Here is a 24,426-nt window from a genome sequence, read left to right as displayed (position 1 = left end):
TCCGCGAAATGCGGTTGACTGGAGGACGTGACAAAGCCGCCGCCGGTTGTCGACGTTGTCGTGGTCGGTGCCGGCTTTGCCGGGCTGTCCGCGGCGCGCGAGCTGGCGCGGCAGGGCCACGACGTGCTGGTCTTCGAGGGCCGCGACCGCGTCGGCGGCCGGTCGTTCACCGGCAGCGTCGCCGGCCTCCCCGCCGACCTGGGCGGCACCTTCGTCGGCCCGACTCAGGACGCCGTCCTGGCACTGGCGGCCGAACTCGACGTGGCAACCACGCCGACCCATCACCACGGCAAGAACGTGATCCACTGGCGCGGCTGGGCGCGCCCCTATCACGGCACCATCCCCAAGCTGTCGCTGACCGGGCTGCTCGACATCGGCCGGCTGCGTTGGCAATTCGACCGCATCGCCCGCGGCGTCCCGGTCGCATCGCCCTGGGACGCGCGCCGCGCGCGCGTGCTGGACGCCATGTCCCTGGGCGGATGGTTGCGCTCGGTGCGCGCCACCGCGTCGTCGCACGACCTGATGGCCATCGTCGCGCGGGTGACGTGGGGGTGCGAGCCCGACGACGTGTCGATGCTGCACGCCGCCCGCTACACCCACGCCGCCGGCGGACTGGACCGGCTGCTGGACGTGGAAAACGGCGCCCAACAGGACCGTTTCCCGGGCGGCACCCAGCAGATCGCGGAGGCGGCGGCCGCCGAACTCGGCGCCCGCGTGGTCCTGGGCGCGCCGGTGCGCCGCATCGAACGGCACGGCTCCGGGGTCACCGTCACCACCGACGCCGGCTCGGCCGAGGCGGGATTCGTGATCGTCGCGATCCCCCCGGCCCATCGCGCCTCCATCGAATTCGCTCCCCCGCTGCCCGCCGAATACGAGCAGCTCGCCAGGCACTGGCCGCAGGGCAGGCTCAGCAAGGCGTACGCGGCCTACGAGACACCGTTCTGGCGGGCCGACGGATTCTCCGGGCAGGCGCTGTCCGACCGCGGCCCGGTTTTCATCACGTTCGACGTCAGCCCGCACGCCGACGGCCCCGGCATCCTGATGGGCTTCGTCGACGCCCGCGGGTTCGACTCGCTGCCCGCCGAACAGCGCCGCCGCGACACGCTGCGCTGCTTTGCGTCGCTGTTCGGCGACGAGGCCCTCAAACCGCTCGACTACGTCGACCATCGTTGGGGCGCAGAGGGTTTCGCGCCGGGTGGCCCGACCGCGGCGGTCCCACCGGGGTCGTGGACGCGATTCGGGCCGTTGCTGCGCCAACCCGTCGGGCCGATCCATTGGGCCGGCACCGAGACGGCCGACGAGTGGACCGGTTTCCTCGACGGCGCGGTCCGGTCGGGGCAGCGGGCGGCCGCCGAGATCACCGCCCTGCTATGAGCTGATCCGGTGGTCGCGCGCGTCGTGGGCCACCGATTCGACCAGCTCGCGCAGGTGCCGGTTGACCTCGCGCGGGTGTTCCAGCATGGAGCAGTGGCCGCCGGGCAGCTCGACCAGCCCGACCACGTTGGGCGCGGTGCGCGCGATCCTGCGGGACTGGCTGATCGGCGTCAGCCGATCGGCTTCGCTGCCGACGACCAGCGTCGGGACCGTCAGGCCGTCGAGGTCCAGATGGCGCGAGCCCAGCGCCTCGACGAGCATCCTCGCGCACCCGCCGCGCCCCGCCGCCGACGTCTGCGCGAACAGCTCGCAGACGACCCGCGCGGCGCTCGGGTCGGCGTCGCGACCGACCGCCAGCATCGCGACCAGGTAGCGGCTCGGGATCCGGGCCGCGGGCGGCAGCGGAAACCCGCCGAACGCACCGATCAGGCCGCGCGCGGCCAGCACCCGCGCGGCCGAGAACCCGCCCGGCACCGCCAGCAGCTTGACCTCGCGCACGAGATCCCCGGTGGTGGTGTTGATCAGCGCGACGGCGTCGGCGCGCCGGGCCACCTTGTGCCGGTAGTGCGACGCCCACGCGGCGATCGTGATGCCGCCCATCGAATGTCCGGCCAGTACCGCCCGCTCGCGCGGCGCCAGCGTCGCGTCGAGCACCGAATCCAGGTCGCACGCAAGGTGTTTGAGGCTGTAGCCGCCGCGCCGGGGAATGCCGCTGCGGCCGTGGCCGCGGTGGTCGAACGCGATGACCCGATAATCGGCTGCCAGGTCGGTGATCTGGTGGGCCCACGCCCGGATGGCGCAGGTGATGCCGTGCGTGAGCACGATGGGATAGCCCTCGGGCGGGCCGAAAACCTCTGTGTGCAGCGGGGTTCCGTCGATCGCACGAACCGTCAGGGCGCGGCCGGGCGGCAGTTCTTCGGATAGCCGAGCACTCATCGCCGCTCCCCCTTCGAACGCGGCCACACCGCCGATGTACGCGAGTGTATCCCCGCCGCGGCGACGGACAGGTGAAAACGGCCCATTACACGCCGCGAATTCGCGCACGACCGTCCCACAACCGCGCGCCGCGTGTGAGACGCTGGCAGCCGTGTACCCGATGTCGCGTCGGGGGTTCATCGCGGCCACCGCGAGCGTGGTCGGCGGCGGGCTGGCGGCCGCCTGCGCGCCGGGCCGTCCGCCGCCGCCGGATACCGGGGCGGTGCTCGTCGTCGGGGCGGGCATGGCGGGCCTGTCCGCCGCGCGCAACCTCGCCGACGCGGGATGGCCGGTGCGCGTCATCGAGGCCCGCGACCGCATCGGCGGCCGGGTGTGCACCAACCGCGACTGGGGTGTGCCACTGGAGATGGGAGCGTCGTGGATCCACGGCACGTTCAACAATCCGCTGATGGACCTGGCACACCAGGCGCGGGCGCAGCTCGTCCCCACCGACTACTACGGATGGGCCAAGCTCGCCGTCGATCCGCGACTGCCGCCGCTGCGGTACGACCCCCAAAACTGGCGCGCCTTCGTCACGCGGGCCCGCGGCGACGTCGACGACGGCAGCCTCGGGGCCGCCGTCGACGCCGCGGCCACCCGTGCCGAGCTGTCCGATTCCGACCGCGCCCAATTGGCCTTCTATCTCACCACCGAAATCGAGGACGAATTCGCCGCCGGCGCGAACGAGCTGTCCGCCAAGGCCTTTGACCACGCCGAGTACGCCGACGGCGACCAGGACGTCGTCACCAACGGCTACGACGCCCTGCCGCGGCTGCTCGCCGGCGGCCTGCGGATCCAGCTGAACACGCCGGTAACCGCGGTCATCCGGCGCGACGACTCCGTCACGGTGCGCGCGGGCGACAGCTCGTTCGACGGGCCCGCGGCGATCGTCACCGTCCCCCTCGGCGTGCTGAAATCCGGTGCGATCGCGTTCGATCCGCCGCTACCCGACCCGCAAGCCCACGCCGTGGGAGCCCTGGGCTTCGGCGCGCTGTCCAAGAGCTTCTTTCGCTTCAGCCGGCGCACCTGGGAGGTGGACAACGCCTTCTATCAGTACCTGGGCGCCGAGCCGGGCCCCTGGGCGCAATGGTTCACCCTGCCGAGCGCCGCGGGGCCAATAGTGTTGGCGCTCAACGCCGGCGACCGCGGCCGACGGGCGGAGTCGTCGTCGCCTGCCGACCTGCTGGCCGGCGCGGGGCCCATCGCCCGCCAGCTGTTCGGCCCCGACGCGTCGCCGCTCGAGGTCCGCACGTCGAACTGGTCCGCGGACCCGTATGCGCTGGGCGCGTACTCGTTTCATGCCCCCGGTTCCGGACTCGCCGATCGGCACCGGCTGGCCGAACCGATCGGCGAGCGGCTCTACCTCGCGGGCGAGGCCGTCGGCGTCGACAACCCGGCCACCGTGACCGGCGCCGTGGCCAGCGGCCGATACGCCGCCGGCCAATTGATGAGCCGATTGAGCCGCTGACGCTACCCCCGCTCGAGCGCCGCGGCGCAGGCGTCAAGGATGGCAACAAAACTCGACCGCAGCATCCGGCGGGTGAGCGCCTCCAACAGCTTGCCGCCGGCCCGGGCCGGGTGGGTGTAGTTGGTCAGCCAGTCCACGTGCGTGCCCTCTCCCGACGCCGTGAACGTCAGGGTGCCGCCGTCGTGATCGAACGGCGGGAACGATCGCACGATGAGATAGGTGTAGCTGCGCGGCCGATCGTAGGCCGTGATCTCCTCCCGGAACCACGCGCCGGCGCAGACCACCCCGCGCAGCGCGCCCGCCTCGCGCCCCGGCGAATCCTTCGCGTAGTAGCCCCGCAGCGCCAGTGGGGCGGCTGCCAGGTTCGGCGGGTCGGCCAGCCAGTCGAAGACCTGCTCTACCGGCGCGGCGATCGTCCGCTGCAAGTGAATCTCGACCATCCGACCGATGCTAGACGCGATGGTGGGGTACCCGTAGCGTTGACGAACGGTAGCCGATGAGAACGGTATTGCTGGACACGGACGACCTGGGGAAGGCCGAGGAGGTCCTCGGCCGGGCCTACGGCGCCGTGCGCATCAGCGGCTCCGAAAGCGACGCCACCCGCGTGCGGATCTCGCGCAGGTCCCTGGGGCCCCTGTGCATCGACGACGCCGAGGTCGATTCCGACGTCGGCTACGACGCCGACGCGCCGGAGAAAATCCTGCTGTGCCGGATGCGGTCCGGGGTGATCGAGGAGGGGCTGCCCGGCCGGCGACCGAATTCCGTTGGCGCCGACGAGATCCTGGCCCTTGGCGCGCTCGGGCTGCCGTTCAGCGGTCGCGCGAGACGGGCCCGCTGCGCGGTGGTCACCGTCGACAGGGACATCTTGGATCGGGTGGCGGCGGCCGGCAACGGGCGCCGGCGCGAGCCGGTCCGGTTGACCGATTCGCAGCCGGTTTCCGCGGCGGCCGCCCGCCGGCTGATCCACGCCGTCGACTATCTGCGGGACGGCGTGCTGGCCGACCCGGCGCTGGGCGGCGCGCCGCTGGTCGCCTCGACCGCGATGCAACACCTGGCGGCCAGCATGCTCGCCGCATTCCCCAACAACGCGCTGCTGGATCCCACGACCGCGGATCGGCGCGACACCGCTCCCGCGCTGCTGCGGCGCGCGATCGCGTTCATCGAGGAGCACGCCGACAGCGACATCGGTATCGCCGACATCGCCGGGGCCGCCTACGTCACCCCGCGCGCGATCCAGCTGATGTTCCGTCGCCACCGCGATTGCACGCCAATGGAATACCTGCGGCGGGTGCGCCTCTACCACGCGCACCAGGATCTGCTGGCCGCCGATCGGGCGCACACGACGGTCACGCAGATCGCCGCGCGGTGGGGTTTCGCGCACACGGGCCGGTTCGCGGTCTACTACCGGCAGCTCTACGGCCAAAGCCCGCACTCGACCCTGCGCAATTAGCCGGTCCCGGCACCCGCCTGTTTGAGGGTGGCGTGGGGGCTGTTGCCGTAGGTCTGTCGATACAGCACGGCGAAGCGGCCCGTGTGGGCGAACCCCCAACGCTGCGCGATCTCGGTGACCGTGCAGTTGGACGGCTCGCCGGCGGTCAGGTCCTGATGCGCGCGATGCAGCCGGATGCGGCGCAGGTATTCGGTGGGAGTGGTGTCGAGCTGGCGCCGGAACAGGTACTGCACCGCCCGGGGTGTGAGGTGCACGGCGGCCGCGATGTCGTTGATGCTCACCTCGCCGGCGACGTGCCGGTGGATGAACGCGACCGCGTCCCGCAGCGATTCCGGGATCGCGGGATCTCCGGCCAGCTCCTGTTCGGTGATGTTGGACGGGTAGCACTCGAGCAGCGCGCCGGCCAAGAGCGGTGCCAGCGCCGCAGCTACCAGCGGTTGCCCGGCGGTATCGGGTGCGGCCAGGGTCGCGGTCACATAATCCAGCGCTCGATGCCACGCGCGCAGGGCACCGCGGGACCGTGGGCGCCAGTTCAAAAACCGGACCTGCTGCGACAGCGGGGCCTGCCAGTTCGCGGCGACCTTGCGCAGCGCGTCGGCGGCGATGGTCACCACGTCGAACCGGGCACCGTTGACGCGCAGCGCGCAGGACATGCCGTGCGAGACCAGGATGGGACTGTCCACGCTCGGGAACGGGCCACCCGTCACGGCCAGCGACCCGGCGCGTGGCTGAATCACGAGAACACTGTCGGCGGGCGGGATTTCGAAGGCCAGCCGTCCCTGGATCAGTACCTCGTCGAGTGCCAGCGAGCCCGCCACGCAGCGGCGGTGGGTGACGGCCAGCGGGCTCGCGAGCCCGCCGACCCGCCAGCCCGGGGCGTAGGCGCCGGTGAAAAACCGCCGCGTGGCCTCCGCCTCGACGGTGCGGAACTGCTCGTAACGAACCGCCGCGGGACGCTGCACCGGCCCCGGGCCACGCGCCGGGGCGGGCGGGGCGGGGCGCAGCTCGACCCGGATCGAGTCGGGTTCGTCGACCGCGTCGACGACGTCGACGCCGGAGGAAACGCCGTCGGTGATGGTCGTCATCGCAGTACCGGGTCGTCGGCCGGCTGGAGCTTGGCCGGCCCGCCGTTTTGCGGGACGAGCGGGCGATAGATGTTCAGCGCGTCCAGCGCGATGCGGTCCCAGGTGAACCGCGACACGGCGCGGCTGCGCCCGGCCGCGCCCATGCTCTGACACCGGAAGCTTTGCGCGAGAAGGCTTCTCAACACCGCGGCGACCGCGGTGGGGTCATGGTGCGACAGCACCTGGCCGGTAACACCGTCCACCACGACGTCGGTCAGGACACCGACGGGAAGCGCGACGACGGCCACCCCGCTGGCCATGGCCCGCAACACCGGCGTCGCGCGCGGCGGCTGCCGGGGCGTGCACGCGACGATGTCGGCGGAGCGCAGCAGCGACGGCAGTTCGGCGCCGGCCGTGCCGGCGAGGTGAACCCGATCGGCGACGCCCAACTCGGCGGCAAGGCACGCGAGCCGGGCGCGCGCGTCGTCGTGGCCGGGTTCGCCGGCCGTGACGGCAATGACGAGCTCCGCATCGGCGACCTTGGGCAGCGCTCGCATGGCGATATCAAACCCATTGGCTCCCAACAGGTCCGGGCCCATGCACAGAATCCGATGACGCCCGTTGCGGGCGGCCACCGAGCCGACCGGACTGTAAGCTTCCACGTCGACGCCGCTACACAGAGTGGACACTCGGGCCCGGCCGCGGCGCAACCGGCACAGGATGTCGGCGTCGGCAGTGCACTCACCGGTCACCCAGGCCGCGCCCCGCGCCAACAGCGGCTCGATGCGGCCGCGCAGGTCGTCGGCGACCGGACGGGACGCCCCGGCCAGCCCCTGGAAGCTCTGCACCGTGGGTATCCGCTGCTGCCGTGCCGCCAGTTGCGCGGCCAGGCCGCCGAGGAATCCATATGCGTGCACGACGTCGGGCGGGTCCGACACCCACAGGCGCTCGAGCATGGTCACCCATTCCCCGACGTACGGCAGCACCTGCGCGGCCGAAGCCGCGGCGCGCGGGCCGACGCGGATCGGCACCGTTCGATAGCCGCTTTCGGGATGTGCTCTCGCGCGCCGCCCGTCCCGCTGCCTGACGTAGGACGTCACCTCGTGTCCCCCGGCCGCGAGCGCGGCGCCAAGTTGCGCCGGGTCGTCACCGACGACGTCGTCACCAGTGACGATCGCGATCTTCACTGCCGCCCCCTTCGGGTTCGCGCGCGGAAACAACGACCCAGGAGTGCTACCCCGCCCGGTACAAACGAAACGCGCCCGCCGCGTCCTTCGCCTGTCGTCCAGCCGTTTCGCATATCGGCTGGCCGGGCCGACCGCCCCGAAGAGGACACTGAAGGGATGACCGCGGCCATCGGCAACGTCCAGCGCCCGCCGCTGGACCTGGTGGTCCTGCTGGCCTCGGCGGGCGGGCTGGATGCGTTGTCGGTGGTCTTGCACGACCTGCCGGCCGAGTTTCCGGCCGCCGTGGTCGTGCAGCAGCACCTCGGGGGCCTCAGCAGCGTGCTGCCCACGATCCTGGGCAGGCAAACGCCCCACCGGGTCAGTTGGGCGCTGGACGGCCAGTCGGTGGTGCCCGGGCAGGTGGTGGTCTGCCCGCCCCAGGTGCAGCTGGAGCTCGCGCCCGGCGGCTGCTGTCGGCTGCGCGCCATGTCGGGGCGCTCGGAGCGGCGCATCGACCTGCTCCTGGCGTCGGTGGCCGCCTCGTACGGGCCGCGCAGCGTGGCGGTGGTGTTGTCGGGCTCCGGCCAGGACGGTGCGGTGGGGACCGCGGCGATGAAGCGCGCCGGCGCCATCGTCATCGCGCAAAGCCCGGACACCGCGCTCTACGCGTCGATGCCGCTCGCGGCGGCGCGTGCCGGTGCCGACCTCGTACTGCCGATTCACGAGATCGGGCGCGTGCTGGCCGGGCTCGTCGCGGGTGGCGCGCTGCCTGAGCAGACTCGGGTGATGCCGCCGGCGCAGGCCACGGAACCGGGAGAAGGGGGATCAATGGATGGGCATGTCGCACGGGGCGACGGTACGTGTCGGCTGACGCCGGACCACCTGCCCAACAACGCGGCCGGCCGTGCCGAGATGGCGCGACGGCGCGCCGCCGAGCTGCGGCGCAGGCGGCAGGATCTGTCCGAGGGGTTCGGTGCCACCGCGCGGACCGTCGCCGTCGCGCGCAGCCGGGCCCAAGAGTCGTTGCGCCGCGCCCAACTGGCCCACCAGGCGGCCTCGGAGGCGGCCGCGCGCTGGGGGCACTAAACCGCTATTCCAGGACCTCCATCAACAGCAGCGCCCCGCCAACGGTTCCCTCGGGCGACCGAAACGAAGTGCACACCACCCGTATCCGGGTGGGTCGGCCGCGCCGGTTGACGGCGTCCACCACGGTTTCACCGGAGCTCTCCGGGTCGACGAACGCGTTGCCGATCAGCGGGCGGATGCCGTCCAGCGGCAGCCCGATGTCCAGCCCGGTCAATCGGGCACCCGTCGTCTCGTCGGCACGCAGGCCCCATAGTTCTTCGCAGCCGCGGTTCCACACCACCACCCGCATCTCCCGGTCCACCACGACCATGCCCAGCTGAACCGAATTGGTCAGCGACTCCAGGAAGTTCTTGGCGTCGTCGAGTTCGACGCTGCGTTCGCGCAGCGTGTCGTTGATGGTGTGCAGCTCGTCGTTGGTGGACTGCAGCTCCTCGTTCATCGTCTCGAGCTCTTCGTTGGTGGACTGCAATTCCTCGTTGGTGGTCTCGAGCTCCTCATTGGTGGACTGCAGTTCCTCGTAGGCCGCCTCGAGCTGGCGGTTGGTCTGCACGACCTTGTCCAGCAGCGCGCGCGTCGCGGTGACGTCGAAGAACACGATCGACACACCCAGCAGGCCGTTCTCGGCGTCGACGAGCGGGTTGATGTGGATCTCGAACCACACGGTCTCGGCACCGGGCCGCTGCCACTTGACGTCCGGGATCCGGGTGGATCGCCGCTCCACCTTGGCCTGTTCGAGGTAGGCGCGCAGCTCGACCGGACGGTAGGACACCTCGAGGTCGCGCAGTAGCCGGCCGATGTCGCGGGCCGACAGGCCGAAGATGCTCTCCGCCTGCTGGTTGATCATGGCGACGGTGTCCTCGCCGGTGATCACGATCTGGGCGACCGGGCTGGCGCGAAATGCCAAGTCCCGCACCGTGGCCAGCCCCGGCAGGTCGGGGTGGCGATCGTAGAAGGCGGCGGCCGGGTCGTAGCGTTCCACGTGGGCCTGGGATCCGATGATCTTGCGGAAGATCCGGTTCTTGAGGCTCAACGGGGCGAAGCGATCACTGTGGCTCAACAGCATCTCGGCGTGCCCGAGAAACAGGGTGCCTTGGGGCGCAAGCGCGAAATGCAAGCGCCCCAACACGTTTCGCTGCGTCTCGGCGTTGAGGTACATCAGGGTGTTGCGGCACACCAACAGATCGACGCGGGAGATCGGCGCGTCCTTGACCAGGTCATTGCGGCCGAAGATGACCGCTCGGCGCAGGTCCTTGTGGAAGACGTAGCGGCCATTGACCTGTTCGAAGTAGCGGCCGAGCAGGTCCGCGGGCACCCCCTCGACCGCCTTGGCCTCATACGATGCCGTGCGCGCCTCGGTGAGCGCCTCCTCGTCGATATCGGTGGCGTAGATCTTGACCCGCTGCCGAAACGCGTCGGGGCCCAGCGCCTCGGCCAGCAGCATGGCCAGCGTGTAGGCCTCCTGCCCGGACGCGCACCCCGCGCTCCACACCCTGATCGGGTCGCCGGGACCACGCTCGGCGAGCATCCGCGGAATGACCTCGGCGCCGATGAACTCCCAGGCCTCCGCGTCCCGGAAGAACGCGGTGACGTTGATCAGGATGGTGTTGAACAGCGCCGCGAACTCGTCCGAGCTGGCCTGCAGGACGTCGAGGTACTCCTCGAAGGAGGGATAGCCCGCCTGATCCATCCGGTGCCGGACCCGGCGCATCAGCGACGTGCGCTTGTAGCCCGTGAAGTCGAAGCCGCGGGAGTCGCGCATATATCGCAGCAGCGCCTCGAAGGCCTCGTCAGTCGTGCCGTCCATGTAGTCCCGTTCGCAAGAGCACTTCGTCCTAGGAGCAAAAGGATCTGCAGGCGCAGAAGAATGTGAACACTACTCGCGACGTCAAAGCTGATTTTCGTGACCGACCATCGCCCACACCGTCTTGCCCGACATGGTCGGGGTGGCGCCCCACGACCGGCACAGCACGGACACGATGGCCAGGCCGGACACGATTTCGGCGCCGCGGTCGGGGTCCTCGTGCCGGCCGGGCAGGTGCTCGCTGCAATCCTCGACCGCGACCGTGACGGTGTCGCGATAGTTCTCGACCATCAGGACCGGCGCGCTCTGCGTATGGTCGAGGACGTTTTCGACGAACACCGTCGCGACGGTCGCCGCGACCGGGATCAGCTCGCGTTGGTCCCATTGGGTGAGCCAATCGGTGACCATGGCGCGGGCCAGGCCGACACCGGCCGAGGTGACCGGCAGCTCGGTGCGCGCCCGCCGGCGCAACGGCAACTCCCCGTCGCCGAGGGCATCCAGCGCCAACAACCGGGTGGGATGCACCGGCACGTAGCGGGTCACGCCGCCGGCGATGATGGCCCTGCGCACCCGCGGCTCTCCGCAGACCAGCAGAATCGGCACGTCCGGCCAGACACTGACGTGCCAGCGGGCGCTGGTGAACACCGCCCACGCCGACGCGGACGGCACGGACAGGCGGTTGACATCGACGACGACGCCGCGCGGCTCGTCGAGCGCGGCCTTGATCACGGCGTCGCGGACGGTCCGATACGTGGAGCCGTCCAGCACCCCGTCCAGCACCAGGATCGGCACGCCGCGTTGCGGTGCTGAGTCGATCCGCACGACCGACCCGTACTCAGCCACCGGTATCACCGCTTGGGGGGGCGGTGCCCGCGAGCCGTTCGCTGAGCACGGCCAGCGCGCGTTCGCTTTCCTCGGCCAGGTTCATGTAGTGGCCGAACAGCGGGCCGGGCCCGGCCTTGTCGGCAAGCTGGCGAGCCAGTTTGACCTTCTCCCGCAGGCTGCGCACGGCGACCCACAGTGCGCCCTCAAGCTCGTCGTCGCGCGCGGTGAGCAACGCGTCGGCCGTCCACGCATGGCCGACCTGACAGCGGAAATTGTTCTCGCTGACGGAGATTAGCGAGCCGTTGCAGTCGGGGCAGGTGTAGCCCGACGGCGCGCCCAGCTCCTGGGTGTCGAAGTCGGTCGAGAACCTGGAGGCCATAGCGATGCGATTTTCCAGTTCCAACGCCGCATCGGGTTCCATGTTCGGCTCCTCGATTTCCCGGTACGAAAGTTCTTTGAGGACCGCGCCGATCTCGGCCGCGGCGGCCTGCCGGTCCAGCACGCCCGCATTGAGCGCGTTGACGGGCATGGCCGGGAACAACGCGTCCTCCGGTGACTGGCCGATGGTGGCGCCGCCGCGCGAGCGGATCGCGGCCAGCCCCAGCACGCCGTCGTCGAGCACCCCGGAGAGCAGCACGCCGATCGCGCGTGTCCCGAATGCCACGGCCACCGAGCGAAACAGGGCGTTGATGGCGGGCCGATGGCCGTTCTCCGTCGGGCCCTGGGACAGCACGACGCGGTGGTCGACGACCAGCAGATGACGGTCCGGACTGCTGACGTAGATGTGGCCCGGCAACAGCGGCGCACCGTGCTCCGCCGTGATCGCGGGGAGGGGGCCGCTGCGATCGACGATCCGGGCCAGGACGCTCGGCACACCGGCGGGGACGTGCAGCACGATCAAATAGGCGTACGGCAGATCCGCCGACAGACCGGCGGCCAACCGGGACAGCGCGTCCACGCCGCCCGCAGAGGCGCCGATCGCGACCACTCCCCGCAGGCCGTCCGCGTCGTCCCGTTGACTGGACGCGTCAATCACCACCCTCGACTACTCCGCTCAAGCTTACGTAACCGCGCGGCCGGTGGATAGAAGCACGTGGTGCCGGTTTTGGGTTGAGCGGACGGTGGTAACCGGACGCCATGGCCAAAGACGACACACCGGATCCGAAGCAACACGACCTCGAGTCGGCGCGTTTCCGCCGCGACACCGGGTACCTGACCACCCAGCAGGGGGTCCGCGTTGATCACACCGACGATGCGCTGAGCGTGGGCGAGCGTGGCCCCACGCTGCTGGAGGATTTCCACGCCCGCGAGAAGATCACCCACTTCGACCACGAGCGCATCCCGGAGCGGGTCGTGCACGCGCGCGGCGCCGGCGCGTACGGCTTCTTCGAACCGTACGACGATTGGCTGGCCCAGCACACCGCGGCGAAATTCCTGACCACGCCGGGCACCCGGACACCGGTGTTCGTGCGTTTCTCCACGGTGGCCGGGTCGCGCGGCTCGGCCGACACCGTCCGCGACGTGCGCGGGTTCGCCACCAAGTTCTACACCGAACAGGGCAACTACGACCTGGTCGGCAACAACTTCCCGGTCTTCTTCATTCAGGACGGGATCAAGTTCCCCGATTTCGTCCACGCGGTGAAACCCGAGCCGCACAACGAGATTCCGCAGGCCCAGTCGGCCCACGACACGCTGTGGGATTTCGTGGCGCTGCAGCCCGAGACGCTGCACACCATCATGTGGCTGATGTCCGACCGCGCGCTGCCGCGCAGCTACCGCATGATGCAGGGCTTCGGCGTGCACACGTTCCGGCTGGTAAACGACCGCGGCGAAGGCACTTTCGTAAAGTTCCACTGGAAGCCGAGCCTCGGCGTGCACTCGCTGATCTGGGACGAATGCCAGAAGATCGCCGGCAAGGACCCCGACTACAACCGGCGCGACCTCTGGGAGGCCATCGAGTCCGGCCAATTTCCCGAGTGGGAACTCGGCGTGCAACTGGTCGCCGAGGCCGACGAGTTCAAGTTCGACTTCGACCTGCTGGATGCCACGAAACTGATTCCCGAGGAACAGGTCCCGGTGCGCCCGGTCGGCAAGATGGTGCTGAACCGCAACCCCGACAACTTCTTCGCCGAAACCGAGCAGGTCGCCTTTCACACCGCCAACGTGGTGCCCGGGATCGACTTCACCAACGACCCGCTGCTGCAGTTCCGCAACTTCTCCTACCTGGACACGCAGCTGATCCGCCTGGGCGGCCCCAACTTTGCGCAGTTGCCGGTCAATCGGCCGGTGGCCGAGGTGCGCACCAACCAGCACGACGGCTACGCCCAGCAGCGGATCCCGCAGGGCCGGACCAGCTACTACAAGAACAGCATCGGGGGCGGTTGCCCGGCGCTGGCCGACGAGGACGTCTTTCGCCACTACACACAGCGGGTGGACGGCGTCGCCATGCGCAAGCGCGCGAAGTCCTTCGAGAATCACTACAGCCAGGCGCGCATGTTCTGGAAGAGCATGACGCCGGTCGAGGCCGAACACATCGTCGCCGGATTCGCCTTCGAGCTCGGCAAGGTGGAAGTGCCCGACATCCGTGCGGCGGTGGTGGCCCAACTTGCCCGCGTCGACCACCAACTGGCCACCCGGGTGGCGGCGAAGCTGGGGCTGCCCGCGCCGCCCGACGAAGCGGTCGACGGTGCAGCGGCCGCCTCGCCGGCGCTGTCGCAGATCGCCGTCAGCGACACCATCGCCTCGCGCAAGATCGCGGTGCTGGCCGCCGACGGCGTGGATGTCGTTGGGACGCAACGCTTCAAGGAGCAGATGGAACAGCGCGGCGCGATCGTCGAGGTCCTTGCGCCGGTTGCCGGCGGCGCGCTGCGCGGCGGGTCCGGCGGTGAACTGCCCGTCGACCGGGCGTTCACGACGATGGCGTCGGTCCTCTACGACGCGGTGGTCGTGGCGTGCGGACCGGACTCGGTGTCGACGCTGTCCGGGGACGGATACGCCGTGCACTTTGTGGTCGAGGCCTACAAGCACCTCAAGCCGATCGGCGCGTACGGCGCTGGGATCAAGCTGCTGCGCGCCGGGGGCATCAAGTCCCGCCTCGCAGAGGACACCGGCATTGTCAGCGACCAGGCCGTCGTCACCACGACGGCGGCCGCCGACGAGCTTCCCGACGCGTTCGCCGAGGAACTCGCCGCCGCGCTGGCACGCCATCGCTGTTGGGAGCGCCAAACCGATCCGGTGCCGGCATGAGCGTCATCGGAATTTCGACACCAAGGAGGATGAAGAATGCCACGTTCGTCGATCAAGAACGAAAAGGTGTACCAGGACCTGCGCAAGAAGGGCGACTCCAAGGAGAAGGCGGCGCGGATCTCCAACGCCGCCGCCAGCCGGGGCAAGTCGTCGGTCGGCCGCAAGGGCGGCAAGTCCGGCTCGTACCAGGACTGGACGGTTCCCGAGTTGAAGAAGAAGGCCAAAGAGCTTGGCATGTCCGGCTATTCAAGCCTGACCAAGGACAAGTTGGTCGCCAAGCTGCGCAACCACTGACCCGGGCTCAACCGGTGAGGCCGAGCCGGCCGGCGAGCACCAGGAACGCGGCCGCGTAATCGTTGGTGGCGGTGCTGGTTTCGATGTCGCGCCAGTCCAGGCGTTCGCGGACCGCGCGCACCGGCGGAAGCAGCCTGGCGAAGTCGCAGTGATGTTCGTTCAGGGCGCGCAACTTCTGGATCACCACCACGGTGGGCGGCAGCACCGGCATCCCAATCGCCAGCACCTCGCGTTGCTCCGCGCACTCCAGCATCGCGGGCTCCACGCGTTCGCCGTTGATGCGGTGCAACACGTCCACGACCGTATCGCCGGTGCGCGCCTTGAACAGCCAGTCCTCCGGGGGATGTTCGACGGCGAAACCGGCGCCGGCGAGGGTGGCCTCCGCCTCGGCCACATCGGACTCGGCCACCACCAGGTCCACGTCGTGGCTCGGCTCGGGCGCGCCGTAGGCCCACAGCGCATAGGTGCCGGCCAGCGCGAAGCGCGGGCCGTTCTCCTTGAGCGCGGAGGCCGCCCTGCGCAACGCTTCCCGCAGCTGCTCGCAGGCGACCGGCGCCGTCGCGTCCGCGGGCGTCTCGATGGGTGTCATGGTCCCTAGGTCATACCCCCCGCCGGCCGGATGCAACCGGCCGGCAAAGGCGGTGACGTCGCTCCTCGTTCGTTTAAGCGCCAGTGAGACTGGGCAGTTATTCACTTATGTCAGCCGCACGGTTCCGCGCCCGCCATGAGGGTGACCGCGCGTGACGGCGGGATTGGTGCAGCACTGGCTCGACTCGGGACGACTCGAGTTGCCGCTACCCGCTGCGGGGCGCACCGCCGAACGCTGGCAACGCCTGGCGCGGCTGGCCGAGGAGGACGTGGTGGCGGCCCGCATTGCCGAGTCCCACCTCGACGCCGTGGCGATCCTGCACGAGCTCGGCGGCAAGCCCCCCGATTCCGGGCAGCTGTGGGCCGTGTGGTCGGCTGAGTCGTGCGACGCCAGGGTGACCGCCACCGAGATCAGCGGCGGAGCGATCATCCTCAACGGCACCAAGGTGTGGTGCTCGGGCGCCGGATTCTGCAGCCACGCGCTGGTGACCGCGCGGCTCGACGACGGCAGCCGCGGCCTGTTCGCGGTGACGGTCAGCGAACCCGCCGTCAAAGCGCTGCCGACCACGTGGTGGAACGTCGGGATGGCCGGCAGCGACACGCGGGCGGTGCAGTTCACCAACGCCCCCGCCGTCGCCGTCGGTGATCCCGACGAGTACTTCAGCCGACCCGGGTTCTGGCACGCGGCCATCGGCGTGGCGGCCTGCTGGCTCGGCGGTGCGCGCCGGGTTGCCGAGCCGCTGTACCGCTGCGCCACAAGCGAATCGGCTGACGCGTACTCGCTGGCGCACCTGGGTGCCGTCGACGCCGCGCTCGCCGCGGGCGAGGCGATCCTGGCCGCCGCGGCTGCCCAGATCGACGCCGATCCGTTCGATCGCTCCGACACGGCTCAACTGCTGGCCCATCGCGCGCGCACCGTCGTCGAGCACGCGGCCGACGAAGCCATCACCCGGACCGGCCGGGCCCTCGGGCCGGGCCCGCTGTGCCAGGACGGCCGGCACGCCCAGCGCGTCGCCGACCTGACCATCTACATCCGCCAGAGCCATGCCGAGCGGGACCTGGCCGAGCTGGGACGGCTGGCCGGGCGGCAGCGATGACGACCCTCGAGCACCCTGTGCACACCGTCACCACCCTGCCGGCCGGCAACTACGCGAAGTTCGCGGCGAAGCCGCTGACCCGCGGCGGCACCCCGGTGCCGGTCTGGCTGACCGCCCTGGACTCCCATCCGCTGCCGCCCCTGGACCTTTCGGCCTGCCCGGGCCTGGTCGTCGTCGCGCCCCATCCCGATGACGAGACGCTCGGACTCGGCGCGACGACCGCACAACTGGTGGCCTCCGGCGTCGCCGTCCGGGTGATCTCGGTCAGCGACGGTGGCGCCGCCCGGCCCGCGGCGCGGCCCGCCGAGCGGGTCCGTCTCGAAATCACCCAGCGGCACGAGCTACGCAGGGCGACAAGTGTTCTGGGAGCACCGCCGCCGGTGTCACTGGGCCTGCCCGACGGGCAGCTGACCGACCACGAGGACGAGATCGGCGACCTGCTCACGGGGATCCTCGAGGACACCGCACCCGGGACCTGGTGTGCCACCACCTGGCGGGGCGACGGGCATCCGGATCACGAGGCCGTCGGGCGCGCGGCCGCGCGCGCGTGTGAACGCACCGGCGCCGCGCTGCTGGAATACCCGGTGTGGATGTGGCACTGGGCCGGCCCGGCCGACCCAGCGGTCCCATGGGAGCGGGCCCACGCCGTGCGCGTGCCCGCTGGCGCGCTCGCCCGCAAACGCCTTGCGGCGCGGTGCTTTCGGAGTCAGCTCGAGCCGGGAGTCGCCGGCGCGCCACCGGTGTTGCCGGGGTTCGTCCTGCAGCGGCTGCTCGCGGTGGGAGAAGTGATATTCCGGTAAACCCATGCGCGTGGCGACCTTCAACATCCTGCATGGCCGCACCGTCGGCGACGGCGTGCACCCGCGCCGGCTGGGCGAGTGCGTGCGCCGCCTGGATCCCGACATCCTCGGGTTGCAAGAGGTCGACTTCGACCAGCCGCGCTCGGATCGCGCCGACCTGACCGCCGTCGCGGCCGAAGCCATGGGAGCCGTCGAGCACCGGTTCGTGGCGGCGATCTCCGGTACGCCCGGCGCGACCTGGATGGCCGCCACCGGCCACGAGCAGCCCGGCACGGCGGCCTACGGGATCGCCCTGCTGTCCCGCTTCCCGGTAGCAAGTTGGCAGGTGGTGCGGTTACCGCGGATTCCGGTGCGCTTTCCCATGTATCTTCGGCAGCCGAACCGGGTGACCGTCGTCGACGAGGAACCGCGAGCGGCCGTCATCGCCCAGCTGCACACCCCGCGCGGCGGCCTGACGGTGGCCAACACCCACCTGTCCTTCGTGCCCGGCTGGAATCGGCGCCAGCTGCGCCGGCTCGTGCGCGACCTGCGCGGCTTTCCGGGCCCGCGGCTGCTGATGGGGGACCTGAACATGACGCCCCACGCTGCGCAGCGCTGGTCGGGCATGCGGCCGCTGGCCACCGCGACGACGTTTCCGGCCGCAACGCCCCACCGCCAGCTCGACCACATCCTCACCGACGACGAAACCCTGCGCGGCGGCGCGGCGCGGGCCGACGCGATGCCGATATCGGATCACCGGCCGCTGGTGATCGACCTGCACCGGGCATGAGCAAAGGGCCCGGTCCGATTGCCGGACCGGGCCCCCGCGGGATCGGTTACTGGTTGTCCTTCTGGCGCTCCTCGGCGGCCTTCGCGCCGGCGCGCGCCGACTCCGCCTCGGCTTCCTTCTTGCCCGCGTCGCGCTGGGCGTCGGCCTTGTCCTGCTGGGCCTGGCCCTCCTCGACCATGTCGTCGCGGCCGAGGACGGTTCCGCCAACCTCCTTCGCCTTGCCTTTGACGCCTTCGACCGCGCCCTTGACGGCCTCTTGCGGTCCGCTCTTGTCATCTCCCATGGGTCGACCTCCCTGTGTTGGTTGCGTCTTGGTCGTTCGCCTTACCGGCTTCCCCCGCGCCGCCCGCCCAAACACCCCGGGCCCAGCTGTGCGCGTGATCACGCGATGCGATCCGCCTGGCGAAAAGGCTGGTTTGAACGACATCTATCCGGGTAGCTCCACCGGGCGACCGCGTAAGGGGGGTGAGGCTACTGAGCACCGTCGCTGTCATCGGGGCGACCGGCACGGCCGGGTCGCGCGTCGTCGCCAGGCTGAACGCCCGCGACGTCGCGGTGGTCGAGATGTCGCGCGCCCAGGGTGTCGACGTGGTCTCCGGGCGGGGGCTCTTCGAAGCGCTGGCCGGAGTCGACGTCGTCATCGACGTCTCCAATCCGCTGCCGGCCGACGGACGCTCGGGCATCACCCGGACGGTGGCCACCGCGACCCACAACATCGTGGGAGCGTGCGCCGCGCGGAATGTCCGGCGGCTGGTGGTCCTGACGATCGCCGGCGTCGAAGACCCCGCGTTCGACGGATTTCCGTACTACGCGGCCAAGCGGGCGGCCAAGGAGATCGTGCTCGACGGCCCGGTGCCGGCGACGATCGTGAAATCCACCCAGTGGTACGAATTCGCCAACAACCCCGCCGCGGTCACCGCCCAGGACGGCGAGGTGGTGGTCGAGGACTGGCTGATCCAGCCCGTCGCCGCCGACACGGTCGCCGATGTGCTGGTCGAGGCGGCCCTGGGCCAGACGCACCCGCCGCGCACCGTCACCGGCCCCGAGGCCGTCCGGCTGCCCGACCTCACGTCGAAACTGCTCGTGCGGCAAGGCGATCGCCGCCACGTCCGCGCGGTCCAGCCCGCGCTGCGCGCCCTTGGCACCGGGGCACTGCTGGCCTCCGACGGCGCGGTCGTCGTCGGCCCGGACGTCGACACCTGGTTGAGCACCCTGGCGCCGGACGGGACCGACGGCAGCTCGAACGGGGACGGCAGCACCGCGCCGACGAGGCTGCGGGCGCGGGATCTGTCCAACACGAGCCGCTGAGCATGTCACGGTTTTGTCACGATCCGTCTTGCAATTGCTTAAGAACCGATCGCGTTCTCTAAGAATCCTCAGCTTTTTCGGCCCGATTTGGTTGCTGTCTTAGCGAAACCGGCGCCCAACGGCCGCACCGGGCGGTGCGCGACCGCAATATGCGTTTGCGAGTGACGGCCGCCACTTTCGGGCTCCGCTACTTTGGTTTTCGAGGGCCTCGGGACCCTCTGTTCGACCAGTTCGATCGCTCTCGATCAATTTCATCAATTTCGAAGGACAACACTCATCATGAAAATCAGCAGTATCGTCGCGCGCCGGCGAGTCGCCGGCATCAGCGCGGGTTGTCTGCTCGGGGGATTGACCATGGGCATCATCGGTGCCCCGACGGCGGCCGCGGCGCCCGACTGCAGCCCGGCCGGCGTCAACGCCACGGTGTCCTCGGTGCAGGGCGCGGCACAGCAGTACCTGGCCGCACATCCGGACGCCGGCCAGGTGGTGACGGCCGCCTACAGTCAGCCGCGGCCGGAGGCCGCGTCCAACCTGCGGGCCTACTTCACCTCGCACCCCCAGCAGTACTACGACCTGCGGGGCATCCTGGCGCCGATCGGCGACACCGAGCGGCAGTGCAACGTCAAGGCGCTGCCGCCGATGCTCGACTCGGCCTACCAGGAGTTCATGGCCGGCTAAACGCGCCGGAAACGACCCGCCACAGCGTCGTGGCGGGTCGTTTCGCGTGTTGGGCGCGCGGGTAATTGTCCAGTCACCCAGACGGACTGGAGGCAAGGATGCGGTTGCGTCGCAGCGAGCTCGGCAAACCGGGGATCACCCGCAAACGCCGCGGCAAGGGGTTCGCCTACCACGACCCCGACGGCAACCGGCTGACCGATCCGGACGCCCTGGCGCGCATCAAGGACCTCGTCATTCCGCCGGCGTGGAAGAAGGTCTGGATCTGCCCCTACCCCAACGGCCACATCCAGGCCGTCGGCACCGACGCGGCCGGACGCCGCCAGTACCTCTACCACGCCGCGTGGCAGCAGGAGCGCGCCGAGGAGAAGTTCGACCGCGTGCTGGAGCTCTCGGCGCAGTTGCCGATGTGGCGGGCGCGGGTCGGTAAAGACCTGCGGCGCCGCGGTTTAACGCGCGAGCGGGTCCTGGCGGTAGCGCTGCGTCTGTTGGACCGCGGCTACTTCCGCGCCGGCGGCGAGCAGTACGCCGAGGAGCACGAGTCCTACGGAATGGCCACCCTGCAGTGCAGTCACGTGACGGTGCGCCGCGGGTCGGTCGCATTCGACTTTCCTGCCAAAAGCGGGGTCCGGCGCACCGTGGAGATCGAGGACGCCGAAATCGTTCGGGCGGTGCGTGCCCTGATGCGACGCCCGGAGCGCACGGAACGACTGCTCGTGTGCCGCACCGGATCCGGATGGGTCGACATCCGCTCGGACGATCTCAACGCGCGGTTCAAGGAGATGGTCGGCGACGAGTACACCGTCAAGGACCTGCGCACCTGGCACGGCACGGTGCTGGCCGCCGCGGCGTTCGCCGACGCGGACCCACCCGTCTCCCAACGGGTGGTCAAGCGCGTCACGTCCGCCGTGATGAAGGAGGTCGCCGAGGAACTCGGCAACACCCCCGCGGTGGCCCGCGGCTCGTACGTGGACCCCCGCGTCGTCACCGGTTACGAGCGCGGCCTGACGATCGGCGCGGCGACGCGTCGCGCCGCGCGCGCCCGCCGGCCGGAGGCGGCGCAGGAGATTCTGGAGAAGGCCACCCGCATGCTCATCCGCCGAGTGGCCAAGGGCCACGACGCATCCGGGGCGCTGCCCAAGAGCGCATGACCCGGCCCTTGCACGCATAAGGGGACGCGATTGCGGGTATGCGGGATTCCGTGTGGCGAAACCGCCGGTCGGTGTCGGCTGCCGTACTGACGGAGCCGGCAGCCGAACCGCCCGCTTCGCCCGCGCCAACCGGCACGTCCAACCAACGGCGATCCGGGGGTCACCTGCAATGTCACCCTGCTGTCCGTCGCTGTCCGTCGAGGAGGACAACCCATGGCTAAACAAGAGGTCTCGGACTACCTGTTGGAACGACTGCGGGCATGGGGCGTCGAGCACGTATTCGCCTATCCCGGCGACGGCATCAACGGGCTGCTGGCCGCGTGGGCCCGCGCCGACAACAAGCCCATGTTCATCCAGTCGCGCCACGAGGAGATGAGCGCGTTCGAAGCCGTGGGTTACGCGAAATTCAGCGGCCGGGTCGCGGTGTGCGCGGCGACGTCGGGGCCCGGGGCCATCCATCTGCTCAACGGCCTCTATGACGCCAAGCTCGACCACGTCCCGGTGGTGGCGATCGTCGGCCAGACCAACCGCAGCGCCATGGGGGGCTCCTATCAGCAGGAGGTCGACCTGATGAGCCTGTTCAAGGACGTCGCCAGCGACTACCTCCAAATGGTCACGGTCCCCGAACAATTGCCCAATGTCCTGGACCGCGCCATCCGGGTGGCGATGACCCAACGCGCCCCGACAGCGCTGATCATCCCGTCGGACGTGCAGGAACTGCCGTACTCGCCGCCGACCCACGCCTTCAAGATGGTGCCGTCCAGCCTGGGCATCGAAGCGCCGGCCATCGCCCCCGACGACGCCGCCATCACCCGCGCAGCCGAGGTGCTCAACGCGGGCAAGAAGGTGGCGATGCTGGTGGGCACCGGCGCCCGCGGCGCACACCGGGAGCTGGCCGAGGTCGCCGACCTGCTCGGCGCCGGGGCGGCCAAGGCGCTGCTGGGCAAGGACGTGTTGAGTGACGAATTGCCTTGGGTCACCGGATCTATCGGCCTGCTGGGCACCCGGCCCAGCTACGAGCTGATGCGCGACTGCGACACCCTGCTCACCGTCGGGTCCAGCTTCCCCTACACCCAGTTCCTGCCGGAGTTCGACCAGTGCCGGGCCGTGCAGATCGACGTCGACGGCCGGTTCATCGGGATGCGCTACCCGTATGAGGTCAACGTCGTCGCCGACGCGAAAGCCGCGCTGCAGGCGCTGATTCCGCACCTGCGGCGCAAGGAGGACCGCGGATGGCGCGAGACGATCGAGGCCAATGTGGCGCGCTGGTGGGAAACGATGGACATGGAAGCCAACGTCAGCGCCGACCCGATCAACCCGATGCGGATGTTCTCCGAGCTGTCACCGCAGCTGCCCGACAACGCCATCGTCACCGCCGACTCCGGCTCGGCGGCCAACTGGTACGCGCGAATCCTGCGGTTCCACGGCGACATTCGCGGATCCCTGTCGGGCACCCTGGCCACGATGGGCCCCGGCGTCCCCTACGCGATCGGCGCCAAATTCGCCAACCCGGATCGGCCGGTCATCGCGTTCGTCGGTGACGGCGCCATGCAGATGAACGGCATGGCCGAACTCATCACGATCAAGCGGTACTGGCAGGAGTGGGGCGATCCGCGCCTGATCGTCGCGATCCTGCACAACAACGACCTCAACCAGGTCACCTGGGAGATGCGGGCCATGGCCGGCTCCCCCAAATTCGCGGAGTCGCAGAACCTTCCGGATATCGACTTCGCCGGGTTCGCCGCCAGCCTCGGCCTCAACGCGAGGGCCGTCAAGGACCCCGACGAGCTCGGGGACGCCTGGCGCAACGCTTTGGCCTCCGACCGTCCCACCGTGCTGGACGTACACGTCGACCCCGACATGCCGCCGATCCCTCCGCATGCCACCTGGGACCAGTTCAAGGCGGCGACGGCCGCGGTGCTGTCCGGGGACGAGGACCGCGTCGGCTTCGTCAAGGTGGGCCTGAAGACCAAGGTGCAGGAGTTCTTGCCGCACAAGAAGAGTTGAGCGCGAGCCTCAACTCGCGTAGGCGATGCGGGCGCTGCAGAGGTCGTCGACGAACGATTTGTAGGAGTCGTCGTGGGCGGCACTGCGGTCCCGCAGCACCGACGACGGGTGCACCGTCGCCACCACGATCGGCTCCGGCTCGAGCGTCACGTCGACCGTGTCGGGCAACTCGACGACCCGACCGCGCTGAGCCGAGACCCGAAACGCCGGTCCCAGCAGGGATTGCGCGGCGGTCGCCCCGAGGCAGACGATCACCTGCGGGCGCACGGCCTCGATCTCGGCGATCAGCCACGGCCGGCACGCGACGACCTCGGTGCGGCTCGGCTTCTGGTGTATCCGCCGCTTGCCGCCCTTGCGGGTGAACTTGAAATGTTTGACGACGTTGGTCTGGTAGGTCAGCGTCGGGTCGATGTCGGCCTCGTCGAGCGCCCGGGCGAGTAGCCGCCCCGCGGGGCCGACGAACGGCAGACCGGCCCGGTCCTCCCGGTCGCCGGGCTGCTCACCCACCAACATGATGGGCGCGCCCGGGTTTCCGTGACCGAAGACCGTCTGCGTGGCGTCGGCGAAAAGCGGGCAGCCGCGGCAGCCGCCAGCCGCGGTCTTCAGCGAATCCAGCGCGCGATCCTCGGGAAGGTAGCGCGCGGCGCTGGCCTTGGTGGCCGCCACCGTTCAGGCGGGTCGCGGATCGAGCAGGGAGCTGCCCAGGAACGTCACGGCCCTGGGCATACCCCCGCGTCGCGCCCGGAAAACGCCAGTCCTTGCCGACGACGGCGCGCGGGCCCGGTCCAGCATCGCCGCCACTTCGCGCTCCTCGTGCTCGGCGTGGTCTTGTCTCGCGCCGAGTGGGAAACTGCGTGTGATGTGTGCCGATTCGGGTAATCCCCAGCAAATGTCGGGTGAAAGGGCGGAGCGATGAGCGTCATACGAAATCACCCTCGGCCCGCGGTCAAAGCCAACGTCGACATCGACAACGACGTCGCGTTGATCACCCGCCAGATCAGGGCGCTTCGGGAACTGGCGGCACAAGACGACGAGGAGCCGATCAGCGAGAACCAGCGCTACGACTTCAGCATCCGGTGGGGCACGGTGCTGACCGGACGGCTGCGCCGGTTGCGGCACTACGGCTCGCTGGGCCGGCTCGACGTCGCGGACCTGCGCAGGCTACAGACGTTGCGCGACGAGCTGGGCAGGGTCGCGCACCTGATCGAGCGCTTCCGGCTCGCCCACCCGGAAAGCCCTCCTCCGACACGTTGATCGGTGGCCGGGCGTCGTCGTCGGCTAC

24 protein-coding genes are annotated in these 24,426 nt (G+C 70.1%); 14 read left to right on the top strand and 10 right to left on the bottom strand.

Going from position 1 to position 24,426, the window contains the following annotated elements; all coding sequences use genetic code 11:
- The first annotated feature begins 27 nt into the window (after window positions 1-27).
- A complete protein-coding gene (locus tag AC5Y43_RS05150; RefSeq protein ID WP_499969981.1) occupies window positions 28-1,374 on the top strand; it encodes a flavin monoamine oxidase family protein in 1,347 nt (448 codons plus the stop codon).
- Here AC5Y43_RS05150 and AC5Y43_RS05145 read toward each other — a convergent pair.
- Window positions 1,369-2,310, bottom strand: a complete 942-nt coding sequence (locus AC5Y43_RS05145) for an alpha/beta fold hydrolase (RefSeq protein WP_499969979.1) — start codon at window positions 2,308-2,310, stop codon at window positions 1,369-1,371. The genes AC5Y43_RS05150 and AC5Y43_RS05145 overlap by 6 nt on opposite strands.
- A gap of 160 nt (window positions 2,311-2,470) precedes the next feature.
- Between AC5Y43_RS05145 and AC5Y43_RS05140 the strand changes: the two genes are divergently transcribed.
- A complete protein-coding gene (locus tag AC5Y43_RS05140) occupies window positions 2,471-3,817 on the top strand; it encodes a flavin monoamine oxidase family protein (RefSeq protein WP_499969975.1) in 1,347 nt (448 codons plus the stop codon).
- A gap of 2 nt (window positions 3,818-3,819) precedes the next feature.
- Here the strand turns inward: AC5Y43_RS05140 and AC5Y43_RS05135 are convergent, their stop codons facing one another.
- The gene (locus AC5Y43_RS05135) at window positions 3,820-4,257 is read right to left on the bottom strand and encodes an SRPBCC family protein (RefSeq protein ID WP_499969973.1); all 438 of its coding nucleotides are present in this window, start codon (window positions 4,255-4,257) and stop codon (window positions 3,820-3,822) included.
- A gap of 56 nt (window positions 4,258-4,313) precedes the next feature.
- Between AC5Y43_RS05135 and AC5Y43_RS05130 the strand changes: the two genes are divergently transcribed.
- On the top strand, window positions 4,314-5,267 hold the full coding sequence (locus AC5Y43_RS05130; protein ID WP_499969971.1) for a helix-turn-helix transcriptional regulator: 954 nt from the start codon (window positions 4,314-4,316) through the stop codon (window positions 5,265-5,267).
- Here the strand turns inward: AC5Y43_RS05130 and AC5Y43_RS05125 are convergent.
- Both AC5Y43_RS05125 and AC5Y43_RS05120 read right to left on the bottom strand, forming a co-directional pair.
- On the bottom strand, window positions 5,264-6,352 hold the full coding sequence (locus AC5Y43_RS05125; protein WP_499969968.1) for a helix-turn-helix transcriptional regulator: 1,089 nt from the start codon (window positions 6,350-6,352) through the stop codon (window positions 5,264-5,266). The two genes, AC5Y43_RS05130 and AC5Y43_RS05125, sit on opposite strands and share 4 nt — an antisense overlap.
- Window positions 6,349-7,518 carry a glycosyltransferase gene (locus tag AC5Y43_RS05120; protein WP_499969966.1) on the bottom strand — a complete coding sequence of 390 codons (1,170 nt, stop codon included), beginning with the start codon at window positions 7,516-7,518 and terminating at the stop codon, window positions 6,349-6,351. The genes AC5Y43_RS05125 and AC5Y43_RS05120 overlap by 4 nt, the downstream gene beginning before the upstream one ends.
- Before the next feature lie 156 nt (window positions 7,519-7,674).
- Here AC5Y43_RS05120 and AC5Y43_RS05115 point away from each other — a divergent pair, with 156 nt between their 5' ends.
- A complete protein-coding gene (locus AC5Y43_RS05115; RefSeq protein ID WP_499969965.1) occupies window positions 7,675-8,583 on the top strand; it encodes a chemotaxis protein CheB in 909 nt (302 codons plus the stop codon).
- Window positions 8,584-8,587: 4 nt separating this feature from the next.
- Here AC5Y43_RS05115 and AC5Y43_RS05110 read toward each other — a convergent pair whose 3' ends face one another.
- From AC5Y43_RS05110 to AC5Y43_RS05100, 3 genes are all read right to left on the bottom strand, one after another.
- On the bottom strand, window positions 8,588-10,387 hold the full coding sequence (locus AC5Y43_RS05110) for a CheR family methyltransferase (RefSeq protein WP_499969963.1): 1,800 nt from the start codon (window positions 10,385-10,387) through the stop codon (window positions 8,588-8,590).
- Window positions 10,388-10,468: 81 nt separating this feature from the next.
- A complete protein-coding gene (locus tag AC5Y43_RS05105; protein WP_499969961.1) occupies window positions 10,469-11,227 on the bottom strand; it encodes an STAS domain-containing protein in 759 nt (252 codons plus the stop codon).
- Window positions 11,220-12,245 carry a chemotaxis protein CheB gene (locus tag AC5Y43_RS05100; protein WP_499969959.1) on the bottom strand — a complete coding sequence of 342 codons (1,026 nt, stop codon included), beginning with the start codon at window positions 12,243-12,245 and terminating at the stop codon, window positions 11,220-11,222. Before AC5Y43_RS05100 ends, AC5Y43_RS05105 begins: the two co-directional genes overlap by 8 nt.
- A 101-nt stretch (window positions 12,246-12,346) precedes the next feature.
- Here AC5Y43_RS05100 and AC5Y43_RS05095 point away from each other — a divergent pair, with 101 nt between their 5' ends.
- Together AC5Y43_RS05095 and AC5Y43_RS05090 are read left to right on the top strand one after the other, a co-directional pair.
- A complete protein-coding gene (locus tag AC5Y43_RS05095) occupies window positions 12,347-14,455 on the top strand; it encodes a catalase (protein ID WP_499969958.1) in 2,109 nt (702 codons plus the stop codon).
- Between the two features lie 36 nt (window positions 14,456-14,491).
- Window positions 14,492-14,749, top strand: a complete 258-nt coding sequence (locus AC5Y43_RS05090) for a DUF7218 family protein (RefSeq protein WP_499969957.1) — start codon at window positions 14,492-14,494, stop codon at window positions 14,747-14,749.
- Between the two features lie 7 nt (window positions 14,750-14,756).
- Here AC5Y43_RS05090 and AC5Y43_RS05085 read toward each other — a convergent pair whose 3' ends face one another.
- Window positions 14,757-15,338, bottom strand: coding sequence for a nucleotidyltransferase (locus AC5Y43_RS05085; RefSeq protein WP_499969956.1), 582 nt, complete (start codon window positions 15,336-15,338; stop codon window positions 14,757-14,759).
- Window positions 15,339-15,489: 151 nt separating this feature from the next.
- Between AC5Y43_RS05085 and AC5Y43_RS05080 the strand changes: the two genes are divergently transcribed.
- Genes AC5Y43_RS05080 through AC5Y43_RS05070 form a run of 3 tightly spaced genes read left to right on the top strand, consistent with a single transcriptional unit; the run spans window position 15,490 to window position 18,003 of the window.
- Entirely contained in the window at window positions 15,490-16,434 is a 945-nt protein-coding gene (locus AC5Y43_RS05080; RefSeq protein WP_499969954.1) for an acyl-CoA dehydrogenase family protein, read from the top strand.
- Window positions 16,431-17,234, top strand: coding sequence for a PIG-L deacetylase family protein (locus AC5Y43_RS05075; protein ID WP_499969953.1), 804 nt, complete (start codon window positions 16,431-16,433; stop codon window positions 17,232-17,234). Before AC5Y43_RS05080 ends, AC5Y43_RS05075 begins: the two co-directional genes overlap by 4 nt.
- 4 nt (window positions 17,235-17,238) lie before the next feature.
- Entirely contained in the window at window positions 17,239-18,003 is a 765-nt protein-coding gene (locus tag AC5Y43_RS05070) for an endonuclease/exonuclease/phosphatase family protein (protein ID WP_499969952.1), read from the top strand.
- Window positions 18,004-18,049: 46 nt separating this feature from the next.
- Here the strand turns inward: AC5Y43_RS05070 and mbp1 are convergent, their stop codons facing one another.
- Entirely contained in the window at window positions 18,050-18,286 is a 237-nt protein-coding gene (gene mbp1, locus AC5Y43_RS05065) for a microaggregate-binding protein 1 (RefSeq protein ID WP_499963582.1), read from the bottom strand.
- 182 nt (window positions 18,287-18,468) lie between these two features.
- Here mbp1 and AC5Y43_RS05060 point away from each other — a divergent pair, with 182 nt between their 5' ends.
- The 4 genes from AC5Y43_RS05060 to AC5Y43_RS05045 all read left to right on the top strand — a co-directional run bounded on the left by AC5Y43_RS05060 (window position 18,469) and on the right by AC5Y43_RS05045 (window position 23,144).
- Window positions 18,469-19,311, top strand: a complete 843-nt coding sequence (locus AC5Y43_RS05060) for an SDR family oxidoreductase (protein WP_499969950.1) — start codon at window positions 18,469-18,471, stop codon at window positions 19,309-19,311.
- Window positions 19,312-19,590: 279 nt separating this feature from the next.
- Window positions 19,591-19,989 (top strand): heme-binding protein, encoded by a 399-nt coding sequence (locus tag AC5Y43_RS05055; RefSeq protein WP_499969949.1) that lies wholly within the window; start codon window positions 19,591-19,593, stop codon window positions 19,987-19,989.
- A gap of 98 nt (window positions 19,990-20,087) precedes the next feature.
- Window positions 20,088-21,137 carry a DNA topoisomerase IB gene (locus AC5Y43_RS05050; protein ID WP_499969948.1) on the top strand — a complete coding sequence of 350 codons (1,050 nt, stop codon included), beginning with the start codon at window positions 20,088-20,090 and terminating at the stop codon, window positions 21,135-21,137.
- A gap of 213 nt (window positions 21,138-21,350) precedes the next feature.
- Complete coding sequence (locus AC5Y43_RS05045) at window positions 21,351-23,144, top strand: thiamine pyrophosphate-requiring protein (RefSeq protein WP_499969947.1); 1,794 nt, start codon at window positions 21,351-21,353, stop codon at window positions 23,142-23,144.
- A 9-nt stretch (window positions 23,145-23,153) separates the two neighbouring features.
- Here AC5Y43_RS05045 and AC5Y43_RS05040 read toward each other — a convergent pair whose 3' ends face one another.
- A complete protein-coding gene (locus AC5Y43_RS05040) occupies window positions 23,154-23,810 on the bottom strand; it encodes a UdgX family uracil-DNA binding protein (protein WP_499969945.1) in 657 nt (218 codons plus the stop codon).
- Between the two features lie 246 nt (window positions 23,811-24,056).
- Here AC5Y43_RS05040 and AC5Y43_RS05035 point away from each other — a divergent pair, with 246 nt between their 5' ends.
- Window positions 24,057-24,398: a hypothetical protein gene (locus tag AC5Y43_RS05035; RefSeq protein ID WP_499969944.1), complete on the top strand. Its 342-nt coding sequence runs from the start codon at window positions 24,057-24,059 to the stop codon at window positions 24,396-24,398.
- Window positions 24,399-24,426: the final 28 nt, after the last annotated feature.

This window comes from Mycobacterium sp. NGS57, assembly GCF_059812405.1.
This window is presented reverse-complemented; position numbering and strand designations above follow the sequence as displayed.